At 63.9% G+C, this 26,432-nt stretch carries 16 protein-coding genes and 1 tRNA gene; 9 read left to right on the top strand and 8 right to left on the bottom strand.

Annotated elements, in window-relative coordinates:
• Positions 1–110 precede the first annotated feature (110 nt).
• The 7 genes from fdnG (at position 111) to NOX35_RS11905 (ending at position 9,619) form a co-directional block, all read left to right on the top strand.
• The gene (fdnG, locus tag NOX35_RS11935) at positions 111–3,176 is read left to right on the top strand and encodes a formate dehydrogenase-N subunit alpha (protein ID WP_182286878.1); all 3,066 of its coding nucleotides are present in this window, start codon (positions 111–113) and stop codon (positions 3,174–3,176) included.
• A gap of 12 nt (positions 3,177–3,188) precedes the next feature.
• Positions 3,189–4,118: a formate dehydrogenase subunit beta gene (gene fdxH / locus NOX35_RS11930; RefSeq protein ID WP_182286877.1), complete on the top strand. Its 930-nt coding sequence runs from the start codon at positions 3,189–3,191 to the stop codon at positions 4,116–4,118.
• A complete protein-coding gene (locus tag NOX35_RS11925; RefSeq protein ID WP_256496719.1) occupies positions 4,115–4,741 on the top strand; it encodes a formate dehydrogenase subunit gamma in 627 nt (208 codons plus the stop codon). Before fdxH ends, NOX35_RS11925 begins: the two co-directional genes overlap by 4 nt.
• A gap of 82 nt (positions 4,742–4,823) precedes the next feature.
• A complete protein-coding gene (fdhE, locus tag NOX35_RS11920) occupies positions 4,824–5,789 on the top strand; it encodes a formate dehydrogenase accessory protein FdhE (RefSeq protein ID WP_256496718.1) in 966 nt (321 codons plus the stop codon).
• Between the two features lie 89 nt (positions 5,790–5,878).
• Positions 5,879–7,318, top strand: a complete 1,440-nt coding sequence (gene selA / locus NOX35_RS11915) for an L-seryl-tRNA(Sec) selenium transferase (protein WP_256496717.1) — start codon at positions 5,879–5,881, stop codon at positions 7,316–7,318.
• Positions 7,319–7,413: 95 nt separating this feature from the next.
• Complete coding sequence (gene selB / locus NOX35_RS11910) at positions 7,414–9,339, top strand: selenocysteine-specific translation elongation factor (RefSeq protein ID WP_256496716.1); 1,926 nt, start codon at positions 7,414–7,416, stop codon at positions 9,337–9,339.
• A gap of 184 nt (positions 9,340–9,523) precedes the next feature.
• Positions 9,524–9,619 (top strand) — tRNA-Sec (locus NOX35_RS11905).
• 17 nt (positions 9,620–9,636) lie between these two features.
• Here the strand turns inward: NOX35_RS11905 and NOX35_RS11900 are convergent.
• Positions 9,637–11,325, bottom strand: a complete 1,689-nt coding sequence (locus NOX35_RS11900; protein ID WP_256496715.1) for a long-chain fatty acid--CoA ligase — start codon at positions 11,323–11,325, stop codon at positions 9,637–9,639.
• Positions 11,326–11,507: 182 nt separating this feature from the next.
• On the opposite strand from NOX35_RS11900, the gene NOX35_RS11895 reads away from it, so the two are divergent.
• Positions 11,508–12,020 (top strand): pyridoxamine 5'-phosphate oxidase, encoded by a 513-nt coding sequence (locus NOX35_RS11895; protein WP_256496917.1) that lies wholly within the window; start codon positions 11,508–11,510, stop codon positions 12,018–12,020.
• Here the strand turns inward: NOX35_RS11895 and NOX35_RS11890 are convergent.
• The 6 genes from NOX35_RS11890 to NOX35_RS11865 all read right to left on the bottom strand — a co-directional run bounded on the left by NOX35_RS11890 (position 12,017) and on the right by NOX35_RS11865 (position 21,199).
• Positions 12,017–12,559 (bottom strand): hypothetical protein, encoded by a 543-nt coding sequence (locus NOX35_RS11890; protein ID WP_256496714.1) that lies wholly within the window; start codon positions 12,557–12,559, stop codon positions 12,017–12,019. The two genes, NOX35_RS11895 and NOX35_RS11890, sit on opposite strands and share 4 nt — an antisense overlap.
• Positions 12,560–12,612: 53 nt before the next feature.
• Positions 12,613–14,013, bottom strand: a complete 1,401-nt coding sequence (locus NOX35_RS11885) for an MBL fold metallo-hydrolase RNA specificity domain-containing protein (RefSeq protein ID WP_182286871.1) — start codon at positions 14,011–14,013, stop codon at positions 12,613–12,615.
• Positions 14,014–14,210: 197 nt separating this feature from the next.
• Complete coding sequence (locus NOX35_RS11880; protein ID WP_256496713.1) at positions 14,211–15,674, bottom strand: efflux transporter outer membrane subunit; 1,464 nt, start codon at positions 15,672–15,674, stop codon at positions 14,211–14,213.
• A gap of 12 nt (positions 15,675–15,686) precedes the next feature.
• Positions 15,687–18,917: an efflux RND transporter permease subunit gene (locus NOX35_RS11875; RefSeq protein WP_182286869.1), complete on the bottom strand. Its 3,231-nt coding sequence runs from the start codon at positions 18,915–18,917 to the stop codon at positions 15,687–15,689.
• Between the two features lie 22 nt (positions 18,918–18,939).
• Positions 18,940–20,181 carry an efflux RND transporter periplasmic adaptor subunit gene (locus NOX35_RS11870; RefSeq protein WP_256496712.1) on the bottom strand — a complete coding sequence of 414 codons (1,242 nt, stop codon included), beginning with the start codon at positions 20,179–20,181 and terminating at the stop codon, positions 18,940–18,942.
• Positions 20,182–20,362: 181 nt separating this feature from the next.
• Positions 20,363–21,199 carry an alpha/beta hydrolase gene (locus tag NOX35_RS11865; protein ID WP_256496711.1) on the bottom strand — a complete coding sequence of 279 codons (837 nt, stop codon included), beginning with the start codon at positions 21,197–21,199 and terminating at the stop codon, positions 20,363–20,365.
• Positions 21,200–21,375: 176 nt separating this feature from the next.
• Between NOX35_RS11865 and NOX35_RS11860 the strand changes: the two genes are divergently transcribed.
• Positions 21,376–22,302, top strand: a complete 927-nt coding sequence (locus NOX35_RS11860; protein ID WP_182286866.1) for a LysR family transcriptional regulator — start codon at positions 21,376–21,378, stop codon at positions 22,300–22,302.
• A gap of 38 nt (positions 22,303–22,340) precedes the next feature.
• Here NOX35_RS11860 and hrpA read toward each other — a convergent pair whose 3' ends face one another.
• Entirely contained in the window at positions 22,341–26,387 is a 4,047-nt protein-coding gene (hrpA, locus tag NOX35_RS11855) for an ATP-dependent RNA helicase HrpA (RefSeq protein WP_256496710.1), read from the bottom strand.
• Between the last annotated feature and the right edge of the window lie 45 nt (positions 26,388–26,432).

The raw sequence follows: 26,432 nt of genomic DNA, 5'->3' as shown, positions 1-26,432 counted from the left end.
AAAGTCGCTCAACGTTACTCAAGAATTAAGGGTTTGTAACTGCTATCAAAAATGGGGGGGGTCGTAAAATTTGCTTTCACATAAGCGTTCATACGAAAAGGTACCCCACAATGGACCAATTCTCCAGACGCCAGTTCATGAAAGTGACTGGTTCGACTCTGGCGGGTTCAAGCTTGGCGCTGATGGGCTTCTCACCCACAGCCGCCCTTGCTGAGGTGCGACAGTACAAACTGTCAGCCACCACCGTAACCCGTCAAACCTGCACCTACTGCTCCGTAGGATGCGGCATCCTCATGTACTCCCTGGGCGACGGCGGGAAAAACTCCCGTCTGTCCGTGATGCACGTGGAAGGCGACCCGGATCATCCGGTCAATCGCGGCACGCTGTGTCCCAAGGGTGCATCGCTGCTGGACTTTGTCCACAGCCCCAGCCGCCTCAAGTACCCCGAATACCGCGCCCCCGGCTCGTCCGAGTGGAAGCGCATGTCCTGGGACGAGGCACTGAACCGCATCGCCAAGCTGCTCAAGGAAGACCGCGACGCCAATTTCGTTGAAACCAACGAAAAAGGCCAGAAGGTCAACCGCTGGCTGACCACCGGCATGCTGGCCGCTTCGGCTTCCAGCAACGAAGCTGGCTACATCACGCACAAAGTGGCCCGCTCCTGGGGCCTTCTTGCACTCGATAACCAAGCACGTGTCTGACACGGCCCGACGGTGGCAGGTCTTGCCCCGACGTTTGGCCGTGGAGCGATGACGAACCATTGGGTCGACATCAAGAACGCGGACGTTATTTTGATCATGGGCGGCAATGCCGCCGAAGCACACCCCTGCGGCTTCAAGTGGGTGACCGAAGCGAAGGAGCACAACAAGGCTCACTTCATGGTGGTCGATCCGCGCTTCAACCGCTCGGCATCCGTGGCTGACTTCTATGCGCCGATCCGTTCCGGCTCGGACATCGTCTTCCTCGGTGGCGTGATCAATTACCTGCTGACAAACGACAGGATCCACCACGAGTATGTGAAGAACTACACGGACTTCTCATTCATCGTGCGCGAGGACTTTGCGTTCGACGAAGGTATTTTCTCGGGCTACAACCCTGAAAAGCGTACCTATGACAAGGCGTCGTGGGACTACGAACTGGGTGAAGATGGCTTCGTGAAGGTGGACCCCACTCTGGAACACCCTCGCTGCGTCTATCAGTGGCTCAAGAAGCACTACGCCGGCTATACCCCCGAGAAGGTGGAATCCATCTGCGGCACACCCAGGGAAAAATTCCTGCACGTGTGCGAGAAGCTTGCTTCGACTGCCGAAGCCGGCCGTGTTGCCACCATCCTGTACGCACTGGGCTGGACTCAGCACACCACGGGTGCGCAGATCCTGCGTACCGGTGCCATGATCCAGCTGCTGCTGGGCAATATCGGTATCGCTGGCGGCGGCATGAACGCGCTGCGCGGCCACTCCAACATCCAGGGCCTGACGGACCTGGGCATCCTGTCTGCTTCGCTTCCCGGGTACCTGACGCTGCCAAACGAAGCCGAACAGGACTACAACCAGTACATCGCCACTCGCACGCCCAAGCTGCTGCGCCCTGGCCAGATGAATTACTGGTCGAACACGCCCAAGTTCCATGTCAGCCTGATGAAGGCGTGGTGGGGCCCGGCCGCAACTGCTGAAAACAACTGGGCGTTCGACTATCTGCCCAAGTTGGACAAGCAGTACGACATGCTCCAGATCTTCGAGATGATGACGCAGGGCAAGGTCAACGGCTATATCGCTCAAGGCTTCAACCCCTTGGCGGCTCTGGCTAACAGCAACAGCGTGCGCGAAGGCCTCAAGAAGCTGAAGTTCCTGGTCATCATGGATCCGCTGGTGACGGAAACTTCGGAGTTCTGGAAGAACCACGGCGAATTCAACGACGTGGACTCGGCTTCGATTCAAACCGAGGTGTTCCGCCTGCCTACCACCTGCTTCGCTGAAGAAGACGGTGCCGTGGTCAGCTCCTCGCGCGTGCTGCAGTGGCACTGGAAGGCTGCCGAACCTCCGGGAGAGGCCAAGACCGACATCGCCATCATGTCCGGTCTGCACCTGCGCCTGAAGGCTCTCTATCAGAAGGAAGGCGGCAAGTTCTCCGAGCCCATCACCAACCTGTACTGGCCTTACGCCGAAGCCGATCACCCCTCCTCCGAGGAAGTGGCCAAGGAATACAACGGCCGTGCGCTGGTGGATCTGTTCGACCCCAAGGACCCCAGCAAGCTCATCCGCAAGGCCGGCGAGCAGCTGGCGGGCTTCGGCGAAATGCGCGATGACGGCACCACCCTGGGTGGCTGCTGGATCTGGGCTGGCAGCTGGACTTCTTCCGGCAACCAGATGGCTCGCCGTGACAACAGCGATCCAACAGGCATAGGCAACACGCTGAACTGGGCCTGGGCCTGGCCTGCGAATCGCCGTGTGCTGTACAACCGCGCGTCTTGCGACCGCCAGGGCAAGCCCTTCAACCCCGAACGCGTGCTGATCAAATGGAATGGCAAGCAGTGGGGTGGAGCGGACGTGCCGGATGTGGCCGTAGGCCTGGATCCCGAGGTGATCAATCCCTTCATCATGAACCCCGAAGGGGTGGCCCGTCTGTTTGCTCGCAAGGGCATGGCAGAAGGTCCGTTCCCCACGCACTATGAGGCGTTTGACAACCCGCTGGGCTACAACCCCATGTACCCCAACAACAAGCAGGCCGTCATCAGCCCCGTGATGCGCATCCTGGCAACTGCCAAGGACACGCAGGGCGACCCCAAGGACTACCCGCATGTAGGCACGACCTACCGCCTGACCGAGCACTTCCACTACTGGACCAAGCATGTTCAGCTGAACAACATCGTTCAGCCCGAGCAGTTCGTGGAAATCGGCGAGGCACTGGGCAAGGAACTGGGCATAGAGACCGGCCAGAAGGTCAAGGTTTCGTCCAAGCGCGGTTTCGTGAAGGCCGTGGCTGTGGTGACCAAGCGCATCAAGCCCATGAAGATCGATGGCAAGACCATCCATCACGTGGGTGTGCCGATTCACTGGGGCTTCTCCACGACGGGACGCAAGGGCTATCTGGCGAACAACCTGACAGCCTCCGTGGGTGACGGTAACAGCTTGACCCCTGAATCCAAGACCTTCCTCGTGAAGGTGGAAAAGATCTAAGGAGCCACGCTGATGTCCTCAACCATGTCTCTCGATATCAAACGCCGTTCTGCCACGACAACCCCCGCACCCAGCGCACGCGGTGCGCACGCGGGTGAAGTCGCCAAGCTGATCGACGTCTCCAAATGCATTGGCTGTAAGGCTTGCCAGACAGCCTGCATGGAGTGGAACGACCTTCGCGACGAAATCGGCACGGTTGCCGCAGGCGTCTACGACAACCCGACGGATCTGACGTCGGAGTCTTGGACCGTGATGCGCTTTGCCGAATACGAAAACGAAGCCACAGGCAACCTGGAATGGCTGATCCGCAAGGACGGCTGCATGCACTGCGAAGACCCAGGCTGCCTGAAGGCCTGCCCCTCGCCCGGTGCCATCGTCCAATATGCCAACGGCATCGTGGACTTCCAGCAAGACCAGTGCGTGGGCTGCGGCTACTGCGTCACGGGCTGCCCGTTCAACATTCCGCGCATCTCCAAGAAGGACAACAAGGCATACAAGTGCACCTTGTGTTCGGATCGCGTGGCTGTTGGCCAGGAGCCCGCCTGCGTCAAGACCTGCCCCACCGGAGCTATCCAGTTTGGCACCAAGGAAGCCATGCAGGAGCAAGCATCCCGCCGTGTCGTGGACCTCAAGGAACGCGGCTACGAAAAGGCAGGCCTCTACGACCCGCAGGGCGTGGGTGGCACGCACGTGATGTACGTTCTGCATCACGCGGACAAACCTTCGCTGTACAAGGGCCTGCCGGACGATCCGTCCATCAGCCCCATGGTGTCGCTGTGGAAGGGTGTCGCCAAGCCTCTGGCCATGGCCGCACTGGGTGCAGCCGCAATCGGCAGCCTGTTCCACTACATCACCAAGGGACCCAACGACGTGTCCAAGGAGCTTGAGGATGAAATGGAGCGCAAGGACGCCGAAGCGCTGAACAAGGAGAACGGCAAATGAAACGCAATCCTCGCGACCTCGTGCGCTACAACGCATCGGAGCGCGCCAACCACTGGGTGGTAGGCATTTGCTTCATCTTGCTGGCCCTGTCCGGTCTGGCGTTCTTTCACCCGGCCTTCTTCTGGTTGACCAATCTGTTCGGTGGCGGCCCCTGGACGCGCATCCTGCACCCCTACATCGGGGTTGTCATGGGCGCATTCTTCGTCATCATGGCCTGCCGTTTCGCCAAGCTCAACATCGTTGAGCCGCGCGACATCGAATGGCTCAAGAACGTCAACAAGATGATCGATGGCGACGACCACGACATGCCCGAACAAGGCAAATACAACGGTGGTCAGAAGCTGTTGTTCTGGGGCCTGGTAATCGGCATGCTGCTGATCGTGATCACCGGCTTTCTGATGTGGCGCGCCTGGTGGACATTGCCGGTCAACGTGGTGCGAGCGGCTTCGGTGGTTCACGCCATCGCTGCCGTGTGGATGATCGGTCTGATCATCATGCACGTGTATGCCGCCATCTGGACCCGGGGCACCATTCGCGCCATGCTTTATGGCACAGTAGCGCGAGCCTGGGCCAAGCAACACCACCGCGGCTGGTACCGCAAGATGACGGGTGACAACGACTAAGGTTTTTAGTCCTCTCCCCTAACAACCCAGCCGCCAAGCGTTTATCGGCGCTCGGCGGCTGATTCATTTGGAAACCCTGTCAATGCAACGCATTCTTCAACCCGGTGAAATCGAAGCACTGGATCACACCAGCTTTCCCCGCATCTTGCTGCCCCAGGTAAGCAGTCTGTTCGCCGAACGCGCTGCACGCCTGCGCCAGCTGGCCAACGGCAACCCCATTGCAGACTATCTGCTGTTTGTGGCCCAGATCATGGACGCACAGCACAAGGCCGTGAGCGCCGTGGAAGTCGAACCCGCCGATGCCACCCTGATGGCACGCGCCCAGGAGCATTCCATGCCCCTGCTGCCTGCTGTGGACAACATCGATCCCGTCTGGCAGACAGTGCTGGACAATATGCTCGACACGCTGCAAAGCAGCGAGGGTCTGCCCGAGCCCCTGCAGCCCCTGCTCAAGGAACTACGCGCGCTCGAGCCCGAAACCCGAGAAGACATTGCCAAAAAGCTGCTGCAAAAAGAAGTAGCCGCACGCCATGTGGGCCTGGCCCCTTTCATCATGGCAGCATTGCAGGTGGCTTTCGCCAAGCGTTCGTCCAAACTCAGCCCCAGAGACGTTCCATACACAGACCCCGCCAGCATCTGCCCCGTCTGCGCCAGCGAGCCTGTGGCCAGCGTCATCCGCATTGGCGGCAAAATGGCCGGTCACCGCTACGCTCATTGCGGCACCTGTGCCTGCGAATGGCATATGGTTCGTGTCAAGTGCACACACTGCGAATCGACCAAGGGCATCCACTACCAAGGCATTGACGGTGCGGGCGAAGAAGTTCTGGCCGAGACCTGCGACGAATGCGGCAGCTACCGCAAGATCGTGAATCAGGAAAAGAACCCCATGGTCGAACCCCTGGTCGACGATCTGGCCAGCCTGATGCTGGATCTGCTGATGAGCGAGACCCAGTTCCAGCGCGCCAGCGCCAATCCTCTGTTGTTTGTGGCCGTGGCCGAAGAGCAGCAAGGCGAGGCCGACCACGAACTGGTGGACCCTGCGGCGTAAACCTGCCGGCTCCAACCGCCACCATAATGAAGGCGGCAGGAACTCCTGCCGCCTTTTTCATTTTTTCGACGACCCGACACACCTTGGCCATGAGCAATACTGCAGCGACCGCCCCTGAAATTTCGCACCCCTCCCAGCTTCCCGCCGTGGACAAGGTCTTGCTCGCGGTCGAGATGCAGGTACTGCGCGAGTCCTACGGCCTGGACGCCTGCACCAAGGCAGTCCGCGATGTGCTGACGGGACTGCGCCAGCAGCTCCTGGGTTTTGCCGATCAGCCCGGCCAGAGCGTGCAGGCCGACATCGGCAGCATTGTGCAAGCTGCACAGCGCCATCTTCAGGCCCGGTTTGCGCCACGCCTGCAGCCTGTCTTCAATCTCACCGGCACGGTGCTGCACACCAACCTGGGCCGCGCATTGCTGCCGCAGGCCGCGATCGATGCCGTGCTGCAGGCCATGAGCGCCCCGGCCAATCTGGAATATGACCTTGAAGACGGCGGCCGCGGCGATCGCGACGACCTGGTCGAGTCGCTGATCTGCGAGCTGACCGGTGCCGAAGCAGCCACCGTTGTCAACAACAACGCTGCTGCCGTACTGCTGGTGCTGTCCACCATGGCCACGGGCCGGGAAGTCGTGGTCTCGCGCGGCGAGCTGGTGGAAATCGGCGGAGCCTTCCGCATCCCCGATGTCATGACCCGCGCCGGCGCCCGGCTCGTCGAGGTCGGCACCACCAACCGCACGCATGAGAAAGACTATGCAGAGGCCATAGGCGAGAACACGGCCGCGCTCATGAAGGTGCATTGCAGCAACTACGCCATCACCGGCTTTACCAAGGCAGTGACCGACGCCGATGTCGCCCGCATTGCGCACGACAGCAATCTGCCGATGATTGTCGACCTGGGCAGCGGCACGCTGATCGACATGCGCGACTGGGGCCTGCCCTATGAAGTCACGGTGCGCGAGACGGTCGAGTCCGGCGCCGACATCGTCACTTTCAGCGGTGACAAGCTCCTTGGCGGTCCGCAGGCCGGAATCATCGTGGGCCGCAAGGAGCTGATCGCCAGAATCAAGAAAAATCCGCTCAAGCGCGCTCTTCGCGTGGGCAAGATCACGCTGGCGGCACTGGAGCCCACGCTGCGCCTGTACCTGAACCCCGAAAAGCTCGCCCAGGAGCTGACCACGCTGCGCCTGTTCACGCGCAAGGCCAGCGACATGCAGACCCAGGCCGAGCAGTTGCAGCCTCTGCTGCAGCAGGCACTGGGCCAGGACTATGTGGTGGAGACCGCTGCCATGAACAGCCAGATCGGCAGCGGCGCCCTTCCCGTGGAAAACCTGCCCAGCTTCGGCCTCAGGATTTATCCGGCCAGCGGCAAGCAGGCGGGTCGGCAGCTGACCCGGCTTGAAGCGCGCTTTCGTGGCCTGCCACGGCCGGTGATCGGGCGGCTGCATGACGATGCGCTGTGGCTGGATCTGCGCTGCCTGGAAAACCCGGCCCAGGCACTGTTTGCCGCGCAACTGCCGCTGCTGGCCTGAGCCAGCCCCATGGCCCCGCCCACGGAATTTATACAGAAACACCTTGCATCGCTTGAGACACAAGCGCCAGCAGCTATCAAAACTACAAGCACACCATGATCATCGGAACCGCAGGCCATATCGACCACGGCAAAACCACGCTGGTGCGTGCGCTCACGGGGGTGGAAACCGACCGCCTCAAGGAAGAGAAAGCCCGCGGCATCTCCATAGAACTCGGCTATGCCTACAGCCCGCTTCCCAACGGCGATGTGCTGGGCATCATCGACGTACCGGGCCACGAGAAATTCGTCCACACCATGGCCGCCGGTGCCGTGGGCATTGATCACGCCCTGCTGGTCGTGGCTGCCGACGACGGCGTGATGCCCCAGACCATAGAGCACCTGGAAATTCTGCAGCTGCTGGGTGTCAGGCGTGGCAGCGTGGCGCTGACCAAGGTCGATCGCGTTCTGCCGCAGCGCATTGCCGACGTACACCGTGAAATCAACGCCATTCTCGGCGTCACTGCGCTGGCGGGCAGCCCCATCTTCGAGACCAATGCTGCAGAACCCGGCAACGCCGGCGTAAAGGTCCTGCGCGAACATCTGCAGGTGCAGGCCCAGATGATGCAGGCTCGCCCCCGGGACGGCCTGTTCCGGCTCGCCGTGGACCGCGTCTTCACGCTGCCGGGACAGGGCACGGTGGTCACAGGCACGGTCTTCAACGGCCAGGTGCGGGTGGGCGATACGCTGGCACACTCTGCCAGCGGTCAGACCGTGCGCGTGCGCAGCATTCATGCACAGAACCAGAGCAGCGACAGCGGCGTCGCCGGCCAGCGCTGCGCACTGAACCTGGCAGGCATAGGCAAGGACGAGATCGAACGCGGCGACTGGATCATGGACCCGCGCCTGCTGCAGGCCACGGATCGCCTCGACATTCATCTGCATCTGCTCAGCGAAGCACCCTCGCTGGCCCAGTGGACGCCTGTCCATGTGCACCTTGGCACCAAGCGCACCACAGGCCATGTCGCCCTGCTGCAGGACGAGGCCATAGAGCCCGGTACCGAGGCCCGCGTGCAACTGGTGCTGGATGCACCGGTCTTCGCCCTGCCCGGCGACCGCCTGATTCTGCGCAACGCCCAGGCCAGTCGCACCATCGCCGGCGGCATGGTGCTCGACCCCTATGCCCCGAGCCGCAAGCGCCGCAGCGCAGAACGCATGGCCTACCTCGACGCCATGGAGCAGCTCATAGCCCGCAGCGACTTCAGGGCTCTGGTCGCCCAGGCTCCGCACGGCATTGCGCGTTCGCAGCTGGTGCGTCTGAGCGGCCATGCCTTCTCCGAGGGCAGCCTTGCCGACACCATCCAGTTGCCCATCGCAGGCGGCGATACCCTGGTGCTGGGCCTGCAGCGCTGGCAGCAGTTGCAGAACCAGCTCATCGACAGTCTGGCGCGCTTTCACGAAAAATCGCCCGACGAGCCCGGCGTCAACGCGGCCCGGCTAAGGCGCATGGCCTTGCCCGGCCTGCAGCAAGGCAGCTACGACGCACTCTATCAAGGCCTGCTCGATGCCCTGCTCAGCAGCAAGCTGCTAGCCAGCACCGGCGCCTGGCTGCATTTGCCGCAGCACAGCGTGCAACTGAGCAGTGCCGAGCAGACGCTGGCCGAAAAACTGCTGCCCGCCATCGCGGCAGGCCGCTATGACCCGCCCTGGGTGCGCGATCTGGCGCGCGACCATGCCGCAGGCGAAGAACTGGTGCGCCAGCTGCTCAAAAAGCTTTCGCGCCAGGGCCAGCTGTTCCAGGTCGTCAAGGATTTGTTCTATGCACCGGCGCGCATGGATGAACTCGCCGCCCTGGTTGCCGACATCGCCAGCCGGCACGCCAGGGGAGAAGTGGAGGCCAGCGCATTCCGCGATGCCACTGGTCTGGGCCGCAAGCGCGCCATCCAGATTCTCGAATTCTTCGACCGCACCGGCTACACACGCCGCGTGCGCGACGCCCATCTGCTGCGCCCTGATGTGCATTGGAATAGCACGCCACGCTGAGCCTGAAAGGAAAACAGGTAGAAATCAATTCAGATTCCTTATCCAGCGTACGCTACAAGCTATCAAATCAGAGTAGACCGTGACATGAGGCATTGTCGTGCAGCTTGTCATCAAGTGCCGGATTGGTGGCTACAATCACTGTCCTATCTTCTACAAGAGTGACAGCTGCCACTCTTGACTCCAAGGAAGGCAATCGTGCCCGGTGGCGCGGCCGGGCTTCAAACCCGGTGGGGGGCGTCAGCCGCTCCCGGGTTGGTTCGACTCCAGCTGCTTTCCGCCATTCCCCCTCTTTGCACTTCAGACTGCGGCTTCCTGCTCCTGCAGCATTCGCCACATCACCTTGCCGCTGCCGCTCTTGGGCAAAGCCGTCACGAACTGCACCAGGCGCGGAGCCTTGTAGACCGCCATATTGTCATGGCACCACTGGATGATCTGCTCTGCCGTCGTAGTCTCATGGCCGGCACGCAACACGACCACGGCCTTGACGGTCTCGCCGCGATAGGCATCCTTGGCGGAGATCACGCAGGCCTCCTGAATCGCGGGATGGCGGAACATCAGCGATTCCACCTCGGCCGGCCATACCTTGAAGCCGCTGGCATTGATCATGCGCTTGAGCCGGTCGGTGATGAAGAAGTAGCCATCCTCATCCACGCGCCCCAGGTCCCCGGTGCGGAAAAAGCGCTTGCCATCCAGCTCCATAAAGCTTTGCTCGGTCGCCTCGGGACGTTGCCAGTAGCCTTCAAACACCTCGGGGCCGTTGACCACGATCTCGCCCTGCTCCCCCTGGGCGACCTCTTCCAGCGTGTCGGGGCTGATCACGCGCGCATCGGTGCTCATGAAGGGTATGCCCAGACATTGCTGCTTGGGATGGTCGGGCGGATTGCTGTGTGAAGGTGCGGCGGTTTCGGTCAGACCATAGCCCTCGCAAAAGCGCAGGCCGTACTGTTCCAGCAGCCGCTGGGCCACGGCCTGGGGCATGGCGGCGCCGCCGCCGCCGATGTATTTGAGGCTGGACAGATCGAAGGACGCGAAGTTGGGGCTGGCCAGCAGATCGATCACCATGGTCGGGATATTGGTCCAGCTGGTGACCTGATAGTGCGAGATCAGGCGCCCGGCCAGCTCACGCTCCCAGCGCGGCATGATGATCAGCGTCGCCCCCACGTAGATGGCGCTGTGCAGCACGGACACCATGCCCGTGATGTGAAACATGGGCACGACGGCGAGCACCACGTTCTCGCTGGTGCCCGTGCCCCACAGCGCACCGGAGACGGCGTTGTGGTTGATGCTGCGGTGCAGGTGCATGCAGCCCTTGGGCTGGCCCGTGGTACCGCTGGTATAGGGCAGCAAGGCCAGATCGTCACGACCCGCGGTGTGCGGCGGCGGCAGCTCGCTACAGGCCAGGGCCTGCGTCCAGGCATGGACCTGGCCATGGCTCAGGCTGGCAGGCTCGCGCTCGCCCAGCAGCCAGTTGCGCCAGGCTTCGGGCGGTGCATCCGGCCCTTGCACATCGGCATCAAAACCGTCGGTGAATCGGGTGACCAGCAAGTGCTGCAATGCTTCGGACTGCGGCAAGGCATTGCTGGCCTTGGCCAGCTCCGGCGCCAGATCAGCCGTGGTGATGGCCACCTTGGCGCCCGAATCCGTGATGTAGTGCTTGAGCTCCTCCGCCGTATTCATGGGGTTGACCGGTACAACTACCGCATTGGCTCGAAAAATGGCGTAATGCGCCAGTACCAGTTGCGAGCTGTTTTGCATCAGCACGATGACGCGGTCGCCTTTCTGCACGCCCAGGCCATGCAGATAGGCGGCCATGCGCTCCGTACCCTCGCACAGTTGCCTGTAGGTCGTGGTGCGCCCCAGAAACACCAGCGCGGCCTTGTCCGGATAACGCCGGGCATTGATAGCAAGGTTTTCCCAGACACTGGTCACGGGAACGGTGATGGAATGTGGCAGCCGATTGGGCCAAAACTTGTGGTGAGCGGGCATGAGTCAGGCAATCAGAAAAGCGTATACATAGTCCGGGTGGACTAATCAGTCCGCAAGACTAGGCCTGCAACCTCGCCCCGGCATCCGGGATGGCCCCAACAGTCGGTCACGCAGGTGACGGTCGGCGCGGCCTGACGCGGCTCAAGCTGGTCCGACCCCGCGCACTGGCTTACCATGCGCAAATGCCTCATGAATCGCGCCTGCAGCAGTCGCTGCGCCAGCTACTCGCCAGTCAGCGTACCGCCGCACTGGCCGTTCAGCCGCAGGCCGGCTCATCAGCCCCCGGATATCTCCCCGCCCCGGGCCTGTCGCTGGTGCCCTGGGCCTGGAGTGGCGAATTCAGCTGCCTGATACTGCATGTCAGTGCGCTGGCCAGTCATACACAGGCCATGGAGCAGCATCCTGCCGTCAGCCTGCTGGTGAGCAGGCCAGAGTCCGCTGGCGAAGCTGTGCATGCGCTGGAGCGCATCAGCATTCGGGGCGTGGCATCCACGCCCCCGCGCGACAGCGGCCTGTGGCAAGGCGCCCGTGCCAGCTATCTGACGCGCTTTCCCGAAGCCGAGCCCATGACGGCGCTGGGCGACTTTCGTTTTGTCTGCATCACGCCGCAAGGCGGCAGGCATGTCGCGGGCTTCGGCGCGGCGCGCGATGTGGACGAACACGATCTCATAACCGCACTCAACCCGGCTGCCTAGCCTTTTCTGGCTCGGCCCGACCTGGATTGGCCAGTTTGAGCCTTGAGCACATGCTCGGCAATCAGGCACATGCAGGCCAGCGGCTGGCCCTGCACCAGGGCCTGAACATGGTCCTGCCAGATCTGCCCCTGCTGCTCCACGCTTGCGTCCAGAAAGCACTTCAGCATCTGATGCGGATCTGCACAGGCCTGATAGTGATAGGGATTGTGCCGCAGGCATGCCGCACGCAGATGCAGGCCCAACGCCTCCCAGGTCACCGCCCTGCCTTGCAGGCGCTGCCATTGATGCAGCAACTCATGGGCGAAGACGCCTGCCACCACAGGGTGGGCAAGCCGCAGCGGCTCATGCGGGTCCCGGTGCTCAAAAAAGCTGCGCGGCAGATAGATGCGCCCGCCGCCCAGGGAGAGCGCGCGCCTGGTATCGCCCAGACGCCGCACATGCAGACGCATGCCGGGCAGCAGTTCATCCAGCGTAGTGCCGAAAAGCCGCTGCGCGAAACCGGCCTCGACCGGCATCAGGCTTCGCCTCCAGAACATCATGCAACAGGCCGCGCGCAAGGAGGATTCCGCATCTCGGAGACTCCTGGCAGGTTCTAGAACTCGAAGACCTGGCCCGGCTGCGGAACCCGCACCGAGAAATGCAGGCGCTCGTGCAGCAGCGTGGCCAAGGCCAGGGAGGCATGCGGCTCCCCATGCACCACAAAGGTCTGCTGCGGTGGGCGGGTGAACGCGGCCGCCCAGTCCAACAGGGCCTGCTGGTCGGCATGGGCCGAAAAGCCACCCAGGGTATGGATGCCGGCACGGACCTCGACCTCATCTCCAAACAGGCGCACCAGCGTGGCACCGTCGACCAGCCTGCGACCCAGCGAACCTTCAGCCTGAAAACCGCAGATCACCACCGCGCACTCGGGCCTCGACAGATTGTTCTTCAGATGATGCAGCACCCGCCCCGCATCGCACATGCCGCTGGCCGAGATGATGACCGCGCCGCTCTTGATGCGGTTGAGCTTGATGGAGTCCTCCACATCGCTGATGAAATGAATGTGCGGCGACTCCTTGAGTCTCCTGACGCTGCCCAGCAACTGCCTGGCCTCCTCGTCGAACACGCCGAAGTGCCGCAGCGTGATATCGGTGGCCGCAACCGCCATGGGCGAATCCACAAATATCTCTACCGGCGGCAGGCGTCGCTGCTGGATCAGCTGCAGAAAGTGATAGAGCAGCTCCTGCGTGCGCCCCACGGCAAATGCCGGGATGACCACATTGCCATGGGGAACCGTGCGCGTGACCACATCGACCAGCTCCTCCAGGGTATCGCCCGTGCTCTTGTGCTGCCGATCGCCATAGGTAGACTCGATGAGCAGCACATCGGCGTCCATGATCGGCGTGGGATCGCGCAGAATCACCCGCCCCGGCTGGCCCAAATCGCCGCTGGCCACCAGCTTGCGCGTGCCGCCATGGCCATCTGCCAGCCACAGCTCCACAATGGCCGAGCCCAGAATATGCCCGGCATCCTGAAAACGTAACGTCACCGCAGGATGGGGTTCGAAGCTCTGTCCATAGGCCCTGGCCTGGACCTGCTCCAGCGTGCTCGCCACATGGGCCAGCGAATACAGAGGAACCGTCAGCTCGCGCTCACGCCCCCGACCTTCACGCCGACGCCGCGCCGCACGCTCGGCATCCATCATCTGGATATGGGCACTGTCCTTGAGCAAGACCTCGAGCAAGTCCTTGGTGGACAGCGTGGCATAGATAGGGCCCTTGAAGCCCTGGGCCACGAGCTTGGGCAGCAGGCCGCTGTGATCGATGTGCGCATGGGTCAGAACGACGAAGTCCAGGCCTGCGGCATCAAAGGCAAAGGCTTGCTGGTTGTGCTCGTCAGCCTCGCGGCCGCCCTGGGCCATGCCGCAGTCGATCAGAAAGCGACAGCCATGCGCCTCGACCAGAAAGCAGGACCCCGTGACCGACTGCGCCGCACCGTGAAAAGTGATGTTCATGAAGCATCCATTGACGATCCACATGGACCGCCAATGAATCTAGCACCACTGGCGCCTGCACCGCCAGTGCCTCAAGTCTTGCCTTGATGCCCATCAAACCGCTGAGCCTGTCCGGGCGCTGCAAATACCGGCTGGCTGAGCAGCAGGCGTCACAAGCCGGCAAACCGGCCGCCATGGCGGACAGCGCAGCTATCGCCTCATCCGCGAGCCGCCTGCGGCTCGCCGCTGCCCCAGCCTCCGCCCAGTGCACGAATCAGGGCCACCGTGGCCGTGTACTGCGCAGTACGCACCTGCAAGGCCTGGCGCCGGTTACGCAGCTCGTTGCGGCGCGCATCCAGCAGCTCCAGCTGGCTCACCAGACCGTTGCGATAGCGCACGTCCGAGAGGTGCGTGGCCCGCTCGGAAGACTGCACGGCCTGCCCCAACACACGGGCCTGGCCCGAGAGCAGGCGCAAGGCACTGAGCTGATCCTCGACCTCCCGGAAGGCCGCGAGCACCTGGCCGCGCTGGGCTGCCACGGCGGCCTCCAGGCGCGCACGGGCGCCCTCTTCCTGCGCAGCGCGCTGGCCGCCGTCGAAGATGGGCAGGGACAGCAAGGCGCCTATGCCCCAGGAGCGCGCAGACCACTTGAACAGATCGCCGAGCTCCGGCGAGGCATAGCCGCCATTGCCCGTGAGCGTGATGGCGGGAAACCACGCGGCCTGTGCCACGCCCACGCGCGCCTGGGCCGCCAGCACCGATGCCTGGGCCGCCGACACATCGGGGCGGCGTGCCAGCACCGTGGCGGGCACGCCTGCCGGAATCACGGGCAGCGTTGCCGCCTGCGGCTGCGAAGCCAGCGCAAAACCGCTGGCCACATCGCCGACCAGCACGGCCAGCGCATGCGTGAGGGCCGCCTGCTGGCGCTCCAGCGCCAGCGTCTCGGCCTCGGTGGCCGAAACCTCGGTCTGCATGCGCGCCACATCCAGCTCGGCAGCATCGCCGGCGCGGTAGCGCTTCTCGATCAGCGTCAGAGTCTCGCGATAGGCCGCCAGGCTCTGCTCGACCAGTTGGCGTTCGGTCTGCAGCGAACGCAGCTGCAGATAGGTCTGGGCCACATCGGCCTGCACCATCAGGCGCGTGCTCTGCAGCAAGGCCTCGCGTGCATTGGCGTCCTCGCGTGCCGCTTCGCTGGCCCGCGACAGCCTGCCGAACAGATCCGCTTCGTAGGAGAAGTTCAAGCCGGCCGTGACCAGGGTTGCGGGCTGCATGCCGTTCGCGGTGTTCACTCCGGCCTGACGGGCGGCACCGCCCCCGGTCGCGATCTGCGGCTGGCGCTGCGCATCGGCCGAGCGCAGCAGTGCCCGCGCTTCGGCCAGACGTGCCGCAGCGGTCTGCACATCGGTGTTGGCTTCACCCGCACGCTCCACCAGAGCGCTTAGTTCGGTGTCGGCAAATACCAGCCACCAGGCACCGCGCGGCTGGGCCTCGGCCGGGGCAGCCTGCGTCCAGCCTGCGGCTGCGGCCTGGGCGCTGAAGCTAGCGGGCACGGCAATGCCGGCATGCTCGGCCACCGTGGGCGGCGCACTGGCGCAACCCGCCAGCACCAGGGCTGCCGCCAGCGCGCTCAGGGACGGCATCAGGGATCGAATGCCTTGCATCGTTTTCATATCGGAATCCATGGTTGATTGGGCTTATTCGTCATGGCCGCGCGGCGCAGCAGGCATGGGCAGGACCGAGGCGCCGTGACCCGGCTCGCTGATCGGCGCCACATGGCTGCCATGCTGCTGCAGCGGACGGTTGCCGGCCAGGCGGCGCAGCACCACGTAGAACACGGGCGTGAGGAACAGGCCAAAGGCCGTCACACCGATCATGCCGGCGAACACCGCCACGCCCATGGCGCTGCGCATCTCGGCTCCCGCGCCCGTGGACAGCACCAAGGGCAGCACTCCCATGACAAAGGCCAGCGAGGTCATGAGGATGGGGCGCAGACGCAGGCGGCTGGCCTCGATGGCGGCCTGCACGGGCGAGCGGCCGGCAAATTCCAGCTCGCGGGCGAACTCCACGATCAGGATGGCGTTCTTGGCCGACAACCCCACCAGCACGATGAGTCCGATCTGCGTGAACACATTGTTGTCGCCGCCGCTCAGCCACACGCCGGTCATGGCGGCCAGCAGGCCCATGGGCACGATGAGGATGATGGCAATCGGCAGGGTCAGGCTTTCGTACTGCGCCGCCAGCACCAGGAAGACCAGCAGGATGGCGATGGGGAACACCAGCACGGCGGAATTGCCGGCCAGGATTTCCTGGTAGGTCAGTTCGGTCCACTCGAAACCTATGCCGGGCGGCAGGGTTTCGGCGGCAATGCGTTCGACGGCTGCCTGGGCCTGACCCGAGGAAAAGCCGGGCGCGGGCCCGCCATTCACATCGGCGGCCAGAAAGCCGTTGTAGCGCATGGCGCGTTCCGGCCCGAAGCTGGGTTCGAGCTTCATCAGCGCCGACAGCGGCACCATCTCGCCCGTGGTGGAGCGCACCTTGAGCAGGCCCACGTCCTCGGCGCGCGCCCGGTAGGCGGCATCGGCCTGGACGCGCACGCTGTAGGTGCGACCAAACTGGTTGAAGTCGTTGGCGTACAGGCTGCCCAGGTAGATCTGCAGTGTCTCGAAGATATCCGTCACGGGCACGCCGAGCTGGCGCGCCTTGGTGCGGTCAATGGCGGCATAGAGCTGGGGCACATTGACCTGCCAGCTGGTGAACAGGCCTGCCAGCTCCGGCGTCTGGTAGGCCTTGGCCATGAAAGCCTTGACGGCCGCGTCCATGGCGTCGTAACCCAGCGAGGCACGGTCCTCGATCTGCAGCTTGAAGCCGCCGGTCGTGCCTAGGCCAGCCACGGGCGGTGGCGGGAACATGGCGATGAAGGCTTCCTGGATGCTGCCAAAGGCCTGGTTGAGCTGGCCCGCCACGGCAGCGCCGCTCTGGTCGGCATGCGTGCGCTCGGCAAAGGGCTTGAGCGTGACAAAGACGATGCCCGAGTTGGAGCTGTTGGTGAAGCCGTTGATGGACAGCCCGGGGAAGGCGATGGCGTCTTCCACATTGGGATTGTTCTTGACGATCTCGCCCATGCGGCGGATCACGTCTTCCGTGCGGTCCAGCGTGGCGCCATCGGGCAGCTGGGCAAAGCCGACCAGATACTGCTTGTCCTGGGCCGGCACGAAACCGCCGGGCACCAGCTTGAACAGACCCCAGGTCGCGCCCACCAGCACGGCATAGATCACCAGCATCAGCGCCTTGCGACCGATGACGCGCTGCACGCCGCCGCTATAGGCATCGGAGCCGCGGCGGAACAAGGCATTGAAGCGGCGGAAAAAGCCGCCCAGCACCCGCTCCATGCCGCGTGTCAGTGCGTCCTTGGGAGCATCGTGGCCGCGCAGCAGCAGCGCGGAAAGCGCAGGCGACAGGGTCAGCGAGTTGATGGCCGAGATCACCGTCGAGATGGCGATGGTCACCGCGAACTGTCGATAGAACTGGCCCGTGAGGCCGCTGATGAAGGCCAGCGGCACAAACACGGCCACCAGCACCAGGGCGATGGCGATGATGGGCCCGCTCACCTCCTGCATGGCACGGTAGGTAGCCTGGCGCGGCGACAGACCGGCCTCGATGTTGCGTTCCACGTTCTCCACCACCACGATGGCGTCGTCCACCACGATACCAATGGCCAGCACGAGGCCGAACAGCGAGAGCGCATTGATCGAGAAACCCAGCAGGTGCAGCACGGCAAACGTCCCCACCACCGAGACCGGTACGGCCAGCAGCGGAATGATGGAAGCGCGCCAGGTCTGCAGGAACAGAATCACCACCACCACCACCAGGGCCACGGCTTCCAGCAGGGTCTGGACCACGGACTTGATGGAGGCACGCACGAACTGCGTGGGGTCGTAGGCGATGCGGAACTCGACGCCCTCGGGCATGTGCTTTTGCAGCTCGGCCATGGTGGAGCGCACATTGGCCGAGATCTCCAGGGCGTTCGAGCCCGGGGCCTGGAACACGCCCATGCCCACGGCGGGGTCGTTGTTGAGCAGGGAGCGCAGGGAATAGTCGGCCGCGCCCAGCTCCAGCCTCGCCACGTCGCGCAGGCGCGTCACGGCGCCGTCGGCACCGGTCTTGACGATGATGTCGCCGAACTCCTCCTCGGTCTGCAGACGGCCCTGGGCATTGATGGACAGCTGCATGTCCACGCCGGGCAGGCCGGGCGAGGCGCCGACCACACCGGCCGCGGCCTGCACGTTCTGTCCGCGGATGGCGGCCACCACGTCGGCGGCCGAGAGACCGCGCTGCGCCACCTTCTGCGGGTCCAGCCAGGCACGCATGGAATAGTCGCCGCCACCAAAGATCTGCACCTGGCCCACGCCCTGGATGCGCGCCAGACGGTCCTTCACATTGAGCACGGCATAGTTGCGCAGATAGTCGATGTCATAGCGCCCGTTGGGCGAGACCATGTGCACGACCATGGTCAGGTCGGGCGCGCTCTTGACCGTGGTGATGCCCAGGCGGCGCACTTCCTCGGGCAGGCGCGGCTCGGCCTGGGAGACGCGGTTCTGCACCAGCTGCTGGGCCTTGTCGGGATCGGTGCCCAGGGCGAAGGTCACGGTCAGCGTCATCACGCCGTCGGTCGTGGCCTGGCTGCCCATGTAGAGCATGCCTTCCACGCCGTTGATGGATTCCTCCAGCGGCGTGGCCACGGTTTCGGCAATCACCTTGGGATTGGCGCCCGGGTACTGGGCTCGCACCACCACCGAGGGTGGAGCGACCTCGGGATACTCCGAGATCGGCAGCGTTCGCATGGCGATCAGGCCAGCGAGAAAGATGAGCACCGACAGCACACCCGCAAAAATCGGGCGGTCGATGAAAAATCGGGAAAGGTTCATGGTGTCGGAGGATTAAGGGTTCTCAGACCGTGGGCTGCTTGGCGGCGCCGCGGCCGTCGGCCAGCTCGGCCTTGGCGTCCATGGGCACGTCCTGCGGCGCGACCACCACGCCGGGGCGCACACGCTGCAGTCCGTTGACAACGATGCGCTCGCCGGCCTTGAGGCCGGAAGTGACCACGCGCAGGCCGTCCACCGGCGCGCCCAGTTGCACCTCCCGGTACTCGGCCTTGTTGCCTTCGCCAATCACCAGCACGAATTTCTTGCTCTGGTCCGTGCCCACGGCGCGCTCGTTGATGAGCACGGCCTGGGTGGTCTGTGGCTGACCCATGCGGATCCGCGCGAACTGGCCAGCCATGAGCGTGCCGTCCACATTGCCGAACACGGCGCGCACACGCACCGTGCCACTCTTGGCATCGACCTGGTTGTCTATGAGCTGCAGATGACCGGCATAGGGTGTGCCGCCGCTGGTGCCCACACCCATCTGCACGGGAATGGTTTCAATCAGCGCACGCGTGCTGCGTCCCTGGCTTGCGCTTTGCAGACCCTGCAGCGCCTGGGCCACGATCTGCTCGTCGGCATCGAAGCTGGCATACATCGGGTCCACCGACACCAGGGTGGTCAGCACCGGCGCTCCGGCTCCCGAGCTCACAAGATTGCCCACCGTGACCTCGATGCGGCCCACGCGCCCGCTCACCGGAGCCTTGACCTGGGTGTAGCCCAGATTCAGCTTGGCGGTCTGCAGCGCCGCCTGGGCGGCGCGCAGATTCGCATCAGCCTCGCGCCGGGCATTCACGCGCTCGTCGTATTCCTTCTGCGCGATCGCCCGCTCGTCCCACAGACGCGTGGCGCGCTCGGACTCGCTCTGGGTATAAGCCATGCGCGCCTTGGCGGCAACGACCTGGGCTTCGGCGCGATCGACTTCTGCCACATAGGGAGCCGGGTCCACGGTGAACAGCAGATCACCGGCCTTGACCAGCGCACCTTCCTTGAAATGCACGGCCTGCACTGCGCCCGAGACGCGCGGCTGCACATCCACGCGCTGCACTGCTTCGAGGCGGCCGGAGAATTCATTCCACAGCGTCACGTCCTGCTGCAGAACCTGGGCTGCCGAGACCGGCACCGCCGGCGCGGCGGCCTGCGCAGCCGGCGCTTCCGCGTGCGATGCCTGCAGGCCCAGCATGGCGGCGGTCGTGGCGATCACGGCAGCGGCGACGCCGGCGGCGGCCCACCGGCGGCGATTGGAGAGTTTGGAGTGCTCGTTCATGGCAATGTCTTTGGTTCAAGGGTTGAAAGCGGTAGCGGCTCTTTCGGCGGCAGGCATGACTCATCCCTTCCAGCGCTCAGGCCAGGAATCGAATGAGGAAGAGAAGAAAAAAAGCGCAGCCGTGCTGCGTCCGACCCACAGGGACGGATCAGGTCAGCGATCTGGGCAGGGCAAGATCAGCTCAGAACCGACATCGGATGGTTTCGAAAAACTGGCGCAGCTGCTCCTGCAACTGCGCGGCGCAAGGGCAGGACTCGGGCGGCTGCTCCAGCAGCGCCTGCGGCCATTGCCCCGCTTCTGCAAACACATGGCGAAACACGCTCAGGCCGGCAGCTTCCAGCCGCGCGCCATAGTTCAGTGCCTCATCGCGCATGGGGTCGGCCTCGCCGACCAGAATCAGCGTCGGCGGCAGTCCCGCGAGGCGGCGGGCCCGCGCCGGCACCGCATAGGGGTGCTCCGCATCATGCGGCTCGCCCAGGTACTGGCACCAGCCCGAAGCCCATTTGCATTCGACGGATTCGCCCTGGGCGGCACGCTGCGAAGGCGTTGCCGAGCAAGGGTCCAGCATGGGAGAGATCAGAATCTGCCCGGCCAGTGGCGGCTGCTGCTGATCACGCGCCATCATGCAGACGCCAGCCGCCAGATTGGCGCCCGCCTCTTCACCGGCCAGATAGAGCGGAGCGCCCTTGCCGGCCAGCTTGGTGCGTTGCTTGTAGGCCCACAGCAGCACCTCGTAGCCCAGCTCCAGCGGACGCGGAAACGGATGCTCGGGTGCCAGCGGATAGGCCAGCGACACCACACAGGCCCCGGCCGCCGCCAGCGAGCTGCCGACGGTGCAGCCGTTATCCAGATCCCCCGCCACAAAGGCGCCGCCATGGAAATGCAGCACCAGCGGGACCACTTCGCCGCGTCGCTTGCCGCCATACAGGCGCACATGGGCCTGCACACCGTCGGCCACGGAAATCGTGGTGTCGGTATGAGAAATCGGCTGCAATGCGGTGGCTTTGGTGTTTGACATGGATTTTCCGGACAGGACCGGGTGATGGAACAGAAATGTAGCAACAGCAATTGACGACATAAAGCCCGCAAACGCGGCCACACTGTTTCCAATTCTCGAACAATGACGGGGTGAGCTGTGTGTGAGAATCCCGCATCCTCGGCGAGTCCGGGTTTTCGCGAGGACAAGGAGATCCCATGGATCAGATACAGGCCATGCGTATTTTCGCGCGGGTCGTGGAAGCCGGCACTTTCACGCGTGCAGCCGATTCGCTGCATATGCCAAAAGCCAGTGTGACCAAGAACGTTCAAGCGCTGGAAGAGCGCCTGCGCGTGAAGCTGCTCAACCGTACCACGCGTCGCGTCACCGTGACCGCCGACGGTGCAGCCTACTACGACCGCGCGGTGCGCCTGCTAGCCGACTTCGACGACCTCGAGGCCAGCGTCAGCCAGGCGCGCACCACGCCGCGCGGGCGCCTGCGCGTGGATGTGGGAACGACGGTGGCGCGTCTGCTCATCATTCCCCATCTGAGCGAGTTCCAGTCCCGCTACCCCGAGATACAGATCGATCTGGGCGTGAGCGACCGCACCGTGGACCTGATCAGCGACAACGTGGACTGCGTGATCCGTGGCGGCGAGCTGGCCGACCAGTCCCTGGTGGCACGCCGCATCGGCAATCTGGAATTCATCACCGTTGCCGCCCCCGACTATCTGCAGCGCCACGGCGTGCCCCGGCATCCGCGCGATCTGGAGTCCGGCCATCGCAACGTGATCTATTTCTCCCCGGTCTCGGCGCGGCGCTATCCGCTGGAGTTCCACAAGGGCGGCGAAGTGATAGAGATCGCCAGTCCCGCCCACCTGGGTATCAACGAAGGCAATGCCTATATCAGCGCCATCCTTGCCGGTCAGGGCATAGGACAGCTCAGCCGCTTCCAGATTCACAAGTACCTGGAAAACGGACAGCTGCAACGCGTGCTGGAGGACTGGAAGCACCCCCTGCTGCCGATCTACGTGGTCTATCCGCCCAACTCCCACCTCAGCGCCAAGGTACGCGCCTTTGTGGACTGGGTGGTGGAGCTGTTTTCGCGCAATCCGCTGCTGCAGGGCGAAAGCCGGCCCGCCTAGGCAGGCAGGGCCGCACTTGCCAGGCCGTCAGGCCGGCATCACTGCTGCAGCTGCGCCCAGACCTTGTCCAGCCGCTTGGCACTGACCGGATAGGGCGTGCGCAGCTCCTGGGCAAAAAAGCTCACGCGCAGTTCCTCCAGCATCCAGCGGTACTCCTGCATGCGGGCATCGATCTGCCCCTTGCGCTCGGCCACCAGCCGCCAGTAGCGCTGCTCCAGCGGCAGCAGCTCCTTGAGCTTGGCGGCATCGCGCGCCGGATCGGCCCGGTACTTGTCCAGGCGCGAGGTAATCGCCTTGAGGTAGCGCGCGTAATGGCCGAGCTGCGCCCAGGGAGCCACGGCGATGAAGTTCTTGGGCATGAGCTTTTGCAGCTGCTCACCCGCGTCCTTGGTGGCCTCCGGCGCGTTCTTGGTGTCCTTGATCTTGCGCGCGGCGGCCGCGTACTCGGCAAGGATGGTGGCCGACATGCGAGCCACCTCGTTGGCAATCAGCGTCAGGCGGCCACGGCCGTCCTGCACGCGCTGCTTGAAGTCGGCCTCGTTGCTCGGCAACGGCTCCTGCAGGAAGGCACGGTCAATGGCCACGTCGATGATCTGGCCGCGCAGCTCTTCCTGCGTGCCCAGCGGCATATAGGCCACGGCCATCTTCTGCAGATCGGGAATGTTCTTTTCCAGATACTTGAGCGCATCGCGAATCTGCAACGCGAACAGGCGGCGCAGACCCACGCGGTGCCTTGCGGCAGCGGCTTCGGGTTCGTCAAAGACCTCGATGCCGACGGCGTCGCCATGGTCGATCAAGGCTGGAAAGCCGATCAGCGTGGTGCCGCCCTTCTTGATTTCCATGAGCTCGGGCAGCTCGCCGAAACTCCAGTCCTTGTAGCGCGCGTCATGAGACTGGGCCGGCTTGCCCGCCACAGCCTTATCATTTTCAGGAGCTGCTTGCGCTTTCTTTTTATCACTTTCAGATATCTTTGACTCTGAAAAGCTTTTATCACTTGCGCCAGAAGCTATCTTTAATGAAGCAAGTGCCTGGAACGCACCGCGTGCCTTGGCGCCCCACTCGGCCTTGAGCGCCCCCAGATTGCGGCCCTGACCCAGCTGACGGCCATGCTCGTCCGTGATGCGGAAGTTCATGAACAGGTGCGGGCTCAGCATATCCAGCTTGAAGTCGGCGCGCTTCACATCCAGCGAAGTCTCGCCCTGCACCTGCTTGAGCAAGGCGTCGATCAGCCCACCCTGGGCCCAGCGCTCGTTCTGCGTGAACAGCTCGGCTAGCCGTGCCGCGCTCTCGGGCAGCGGCACGAAACGGCTGCGCGGGCGCTGGGGCAGGCTCTTGAGCAGCGCCTGAATCTTGTCCTTGAGCATGCCCGGCACCAGCCACTCGGCGCGCTCCTCCGACACCTGGTTGAGCACGAACAGCGGCACGGTGACCGTGATGCCGTCGCGCGCATCACCAGGGCTGTGCAGATAGCTGGCGCTGCAATCGGCACCGCCCAGCTTCACGGTCTTGGGGAATTTGTCCGTGGTGATGCCGGCGGCCTCGTGCCGCATCAGCTCGTCCCTGGACAGGCGCAGCAGCTCGGGCTGGTTCCTGCTCTCGGCGCGGAACCATTTGTCGAAGGTCGCACCGCTGTACACATCCCTGGGCAGATGCTGGTCGTAGAAGGCAAAGATCAGCTCGTCGTCGACCAGCACGTCCTGGCGTCGGCTCTTGTGCTCCAGCTCCTCGACCTTGCGCATGAGCTTGAGGTTGGCGGGCAGGAAATGCCATTGGGTTTCCCACTCGCCCTCCACCAGCGCCTGACGGATGAAGAGATTGCGCGCCTCGTGCGGATCGACGCGGCCATAGCTGACGCGGCGGCCGTTATAGACCACCAGGCCGTAGAGCGTGGCGCGCTCCAGCGCCACCACATCGGCCTGCTTCTTGCTCCAGTGCGGATCCAGCAGCTGCTTCTTGAGCAGATGGCCGCCCACCTCTTCCAGCCACTGCGGCTCTATGGCCGCAATGCCGCGACCGTACAGGCGCGAGGTCTCGACCTGCTCGGCCGCCACGATCCAGCGGCCGGGCTTCTTGCTCAGGTGAGCGCCGGGATGCGGGTGGAACTTGATGCCGTGCGCCCCCAGATAGCTCTCGCTTTCCTCGGCCTTGTAGCCGATATTGCCGAGCAGCCCCGACAGCATGGACAGGTGCACGGCCTCATAGCCCGCCGCCTCGTTGTTGAGCAGCCATTTCTGCTCCTTGACCACGGTCAGCAACTGCGAATGGATATCGCGCCACTCGCGCACTCGGCGGATATTGATGAAGTTCTGGCGCAGCAGCTGCTCCCACTGGCGGTTGCTGATCTTGTGCGTGGCCTCGTCGGCCTGCTCGGCGGGGTTGAACAGCGCCAGCCGCTCCTCCACCGTACCCTCGACCTGCGCACCGCTGGCACGCTGACTGACGGGCAGGAAGGCCTGGTTGCGCGCATTGGGCTTGGCCGCAGGCGCATGCTGGGCCGCCATCTCCTTGCGGCTCTTGGCCACGACCTTGCCGCCGCGCGCATCCGACAGCCATTTCCACAGACGCAGATAGCCGCTGAATTCGCTTTTCTCGTCGTCGAACTTGGCATGTGCCTGGTCGGCCTGCTGTTGCGCTTCCATGGGCCGGTCGCGCACGTCCTGCACGCTCAAGGCCGAGGCAATGATCAGCACCTCGGCCAGGGCGCGGCGCTCGCGCGCTTCCAGAATCATGCGGCCCACGCGCGGGTCCAGCGGCAGGCGCGACAGCTCCTTGCCCATGGGCAGCAGATGGCCGTGATCGTCCACCGCGCCCAGCTCGGCCAGCAGCTGATAGCCGTCGGCAATGGCGCGGCCCGAGGGCGCTTCGAGGAAGGGGAAATGCACCACATCGCCCAGACCCAGCGACTTCATGCGCAGGATCACGCCGGCCAGCGAGGAACGCAGGATTTCGGGGTCGGTGAAGCGGTCGCGGCTGGCGAAGCTCTCTTCGTCATACAGGCGAATGCAGATGCCGTTGGCCACACGGCCGCAACGGCCCGCGCGCTGGTTGGCTGCGGCCTGCGAGATCGGCTCGACCAGCAACTGCTCCACCTTGCTGCGGAAGGAGTAGCGCTTCACGCGCGCCGTACCGGCGTCGATCACATAGCGAATGCCCGGCACCGTGAGCGAGGTTTCGGCCACATTGGTGGCCAGCACGATGCGCCTGCCCGTATGGCCGTCAAAGATACGGTCCTGCTCGGCCTGCGACAGGCGCGAGAACAGCGGCAGCACCTCGGCGCTGCGCAGCATGGGCGAGTGCTGCAAATGCTTGCGCAGATGGTCGGCGGCTTCGCGAATCTCGCGCTCGCCGGGCAGGAAGATCAGGATATCGCCGCCCTTGCCGCCGGCCCAGAGCTCATCGACGCCATCGGCAATGGCGTCGTTCAGGTCCTTGTCCTTCTCGCCTTCGAACGGGCGATAGCGCATCTCCACCGGATAGGTACGGCCCGAGACCATGATCACAGGCGCAGGACCGCTCTTCGATTCGAAGTGCTTGGCAAAGCGGTCGGCATCGATGGTTGCCGAGGTCACCACCACTTTCAAGTCTGGGCGCTTAGGCAGGATCTGCTTGAGATAGCCGAGCAGAAAGTCGATGTTCAGGCTGCGCTCGTGCGCCTCGTCGATGATCAGCGTGTCGTAGGCCTTGAGCAGCGGATCGGTCTGTGTCTCGGCCAGCAAGATGCCGTCGGTCATCAGCTTGACGGAGGCGTTCTTCTGCAGCGTGTCCTGAAAGCGCACCTTGTAGCCCACCACTTCGCCCAGCGGCGTGTTCAGCTCCTCGGCAATGCGCTTGGCCACCGAGCTGGCGGCAATGCGGCGCGGCTGGGTATGGCCGATCAGATGGCCACGCACCTGCCCATTGGCATCGGGCGCGGCATTGAGCCTGCCCCGGCCCAGCGCCAGTGCGATCTTGGGCAGCTGCGTGGTCTTGCCCGAGCCGGTCTCGCCACAGACGATGATGACCTGATGGCGATCCATGGCCTCCATGATTTCCTGGCGACGGCTGGATACGGGGAGCGACTCGGGGAAGTTGATCTTCAAAGACATAAGGGCTGGGATTATCCCCGTCCTTGACCAGTCTTGCGCAGTGAT

It is taken from the genome of Comamonas sp. C11 (genome assembly GCF_024496285.1).
Lineage (GTDB): Bacteria > Pseudomonadota > Gammaproteobacteria > Burkholderiales > Burkholderiaceae_C > Comamonas > Comamonas testosteroni_F.
The sequence above is the reverse complement of the archived record's forward strand: the minus strand, read 5'-3'. Positions and strand labels throughout refer to the sequence as shown.

Excerpts from the sequence above, each read along its gene's own strand:
- fdxH (WP_182286877.1), top strand. The coding sequence starts at position 3,189 with ATGTCCTCAACCATGTCTCTCGATATCAAACGCCGTTCTGCCACGACA.
- NOX35_RS11925 (WP_256496719.1), top strand. The coding sequence starts at position 4,115 with ATGAAACGCAATCCTCGCGACCTCGTGCGCTACAACGCATCGGAGCGC.
- fdhE (WP_256496718.1), top strand. The coding sequence starts at position 4,824 with ATGCAACGCATTCTTCAACCCGGTGAAATCGAAGCACTGGATCACACC.
- selA (WP_256496717.1), top strand. The coding sequence starts at position 5,879 with ATGAGCAATACTGCAGCGACCGCCCCTGAAATTTCGCACCCCTCCCAG.
- selB (WP_256496716.1), top strand. The coding sequence starts at position 7,414 with ATGATCATCGGAACCGCAGGCCATATCGACCACGGCAAAACCACGCTG.
- NOX35_RS11900 (WP_256496715.1), bottom strand. The coding sequence starts at position 11,325 with ATGCCCGCTCACCACAAGTTTTGGCCCAATCGGCTGCCACATTCCATC.
- NOX35_RS11895 (WP_256496917.1), top strand. The coding sequence starts at position 11,508 with ATGCCTCATGAATCGCGCCTGCAGCAGTCGCTGCGCCAGCTACTCGCC.
- NOX35_RS11890 (WP_256496714.1), bottom strand. The coding sequence starts at position 12,559 with ATGATGTTCTGGAGGCGAAGCCTGATGCCGGTCGAGGCCGGTTTCGCG.
- NOX35_RS11885 (WP_182286871.1), bottom strand. The coding sequence starts at position 14,013 with ATGAACATCACTTTTCACGGTGCGGCGCAGTCGGTCACGGGGTCCTGC.
- NOX35_RS11880 (WP_256496713.1), bottom strand. The coding sequence starts at position 15,674 with ATGGATTCCGATATGAAAACGATGCAAGGCATTCGATCCCTGATGCCG.
- NOX35_RS11875 (WP_182286869.1), bottom strand. The coding sequence starts at position 18,917 with ATGAACCTTTCCCGATTTTTCATCGACCGCCCGATTTTTGCGGGTGTG.
- NOX35_RS11870 (WP_256496712.1), bottom strand. The coding sequence starts at position 20,181 with ATGAACGAGCACTCCAAACTCTCCAATCGCCGCCGGTGGGCCGCCGCC.
- NOX35_RS11865 (WP_256496711.1), bottom strand. The coding sequence starts at position 21,199 with ATGTCAAACACCAAAGCCACCGCATTGCAGCCGATTTCTCATACCGAC.
- NOX35_RS11860 (WP_182286866.1), top strand. The coding sequence starts at position 21,376 with ATGGATCAGATACAGGCCATGCGTATTTTCGCGCGGGTCGTGGAAGCC.
- hrpA (WP_256496710.1), bottom strand. The coding sequence starts at position 26,387 with ATGTCTTTGAAGATCAACTTCCCCGAGTCGCTCCCCGTATCCAGCCGT.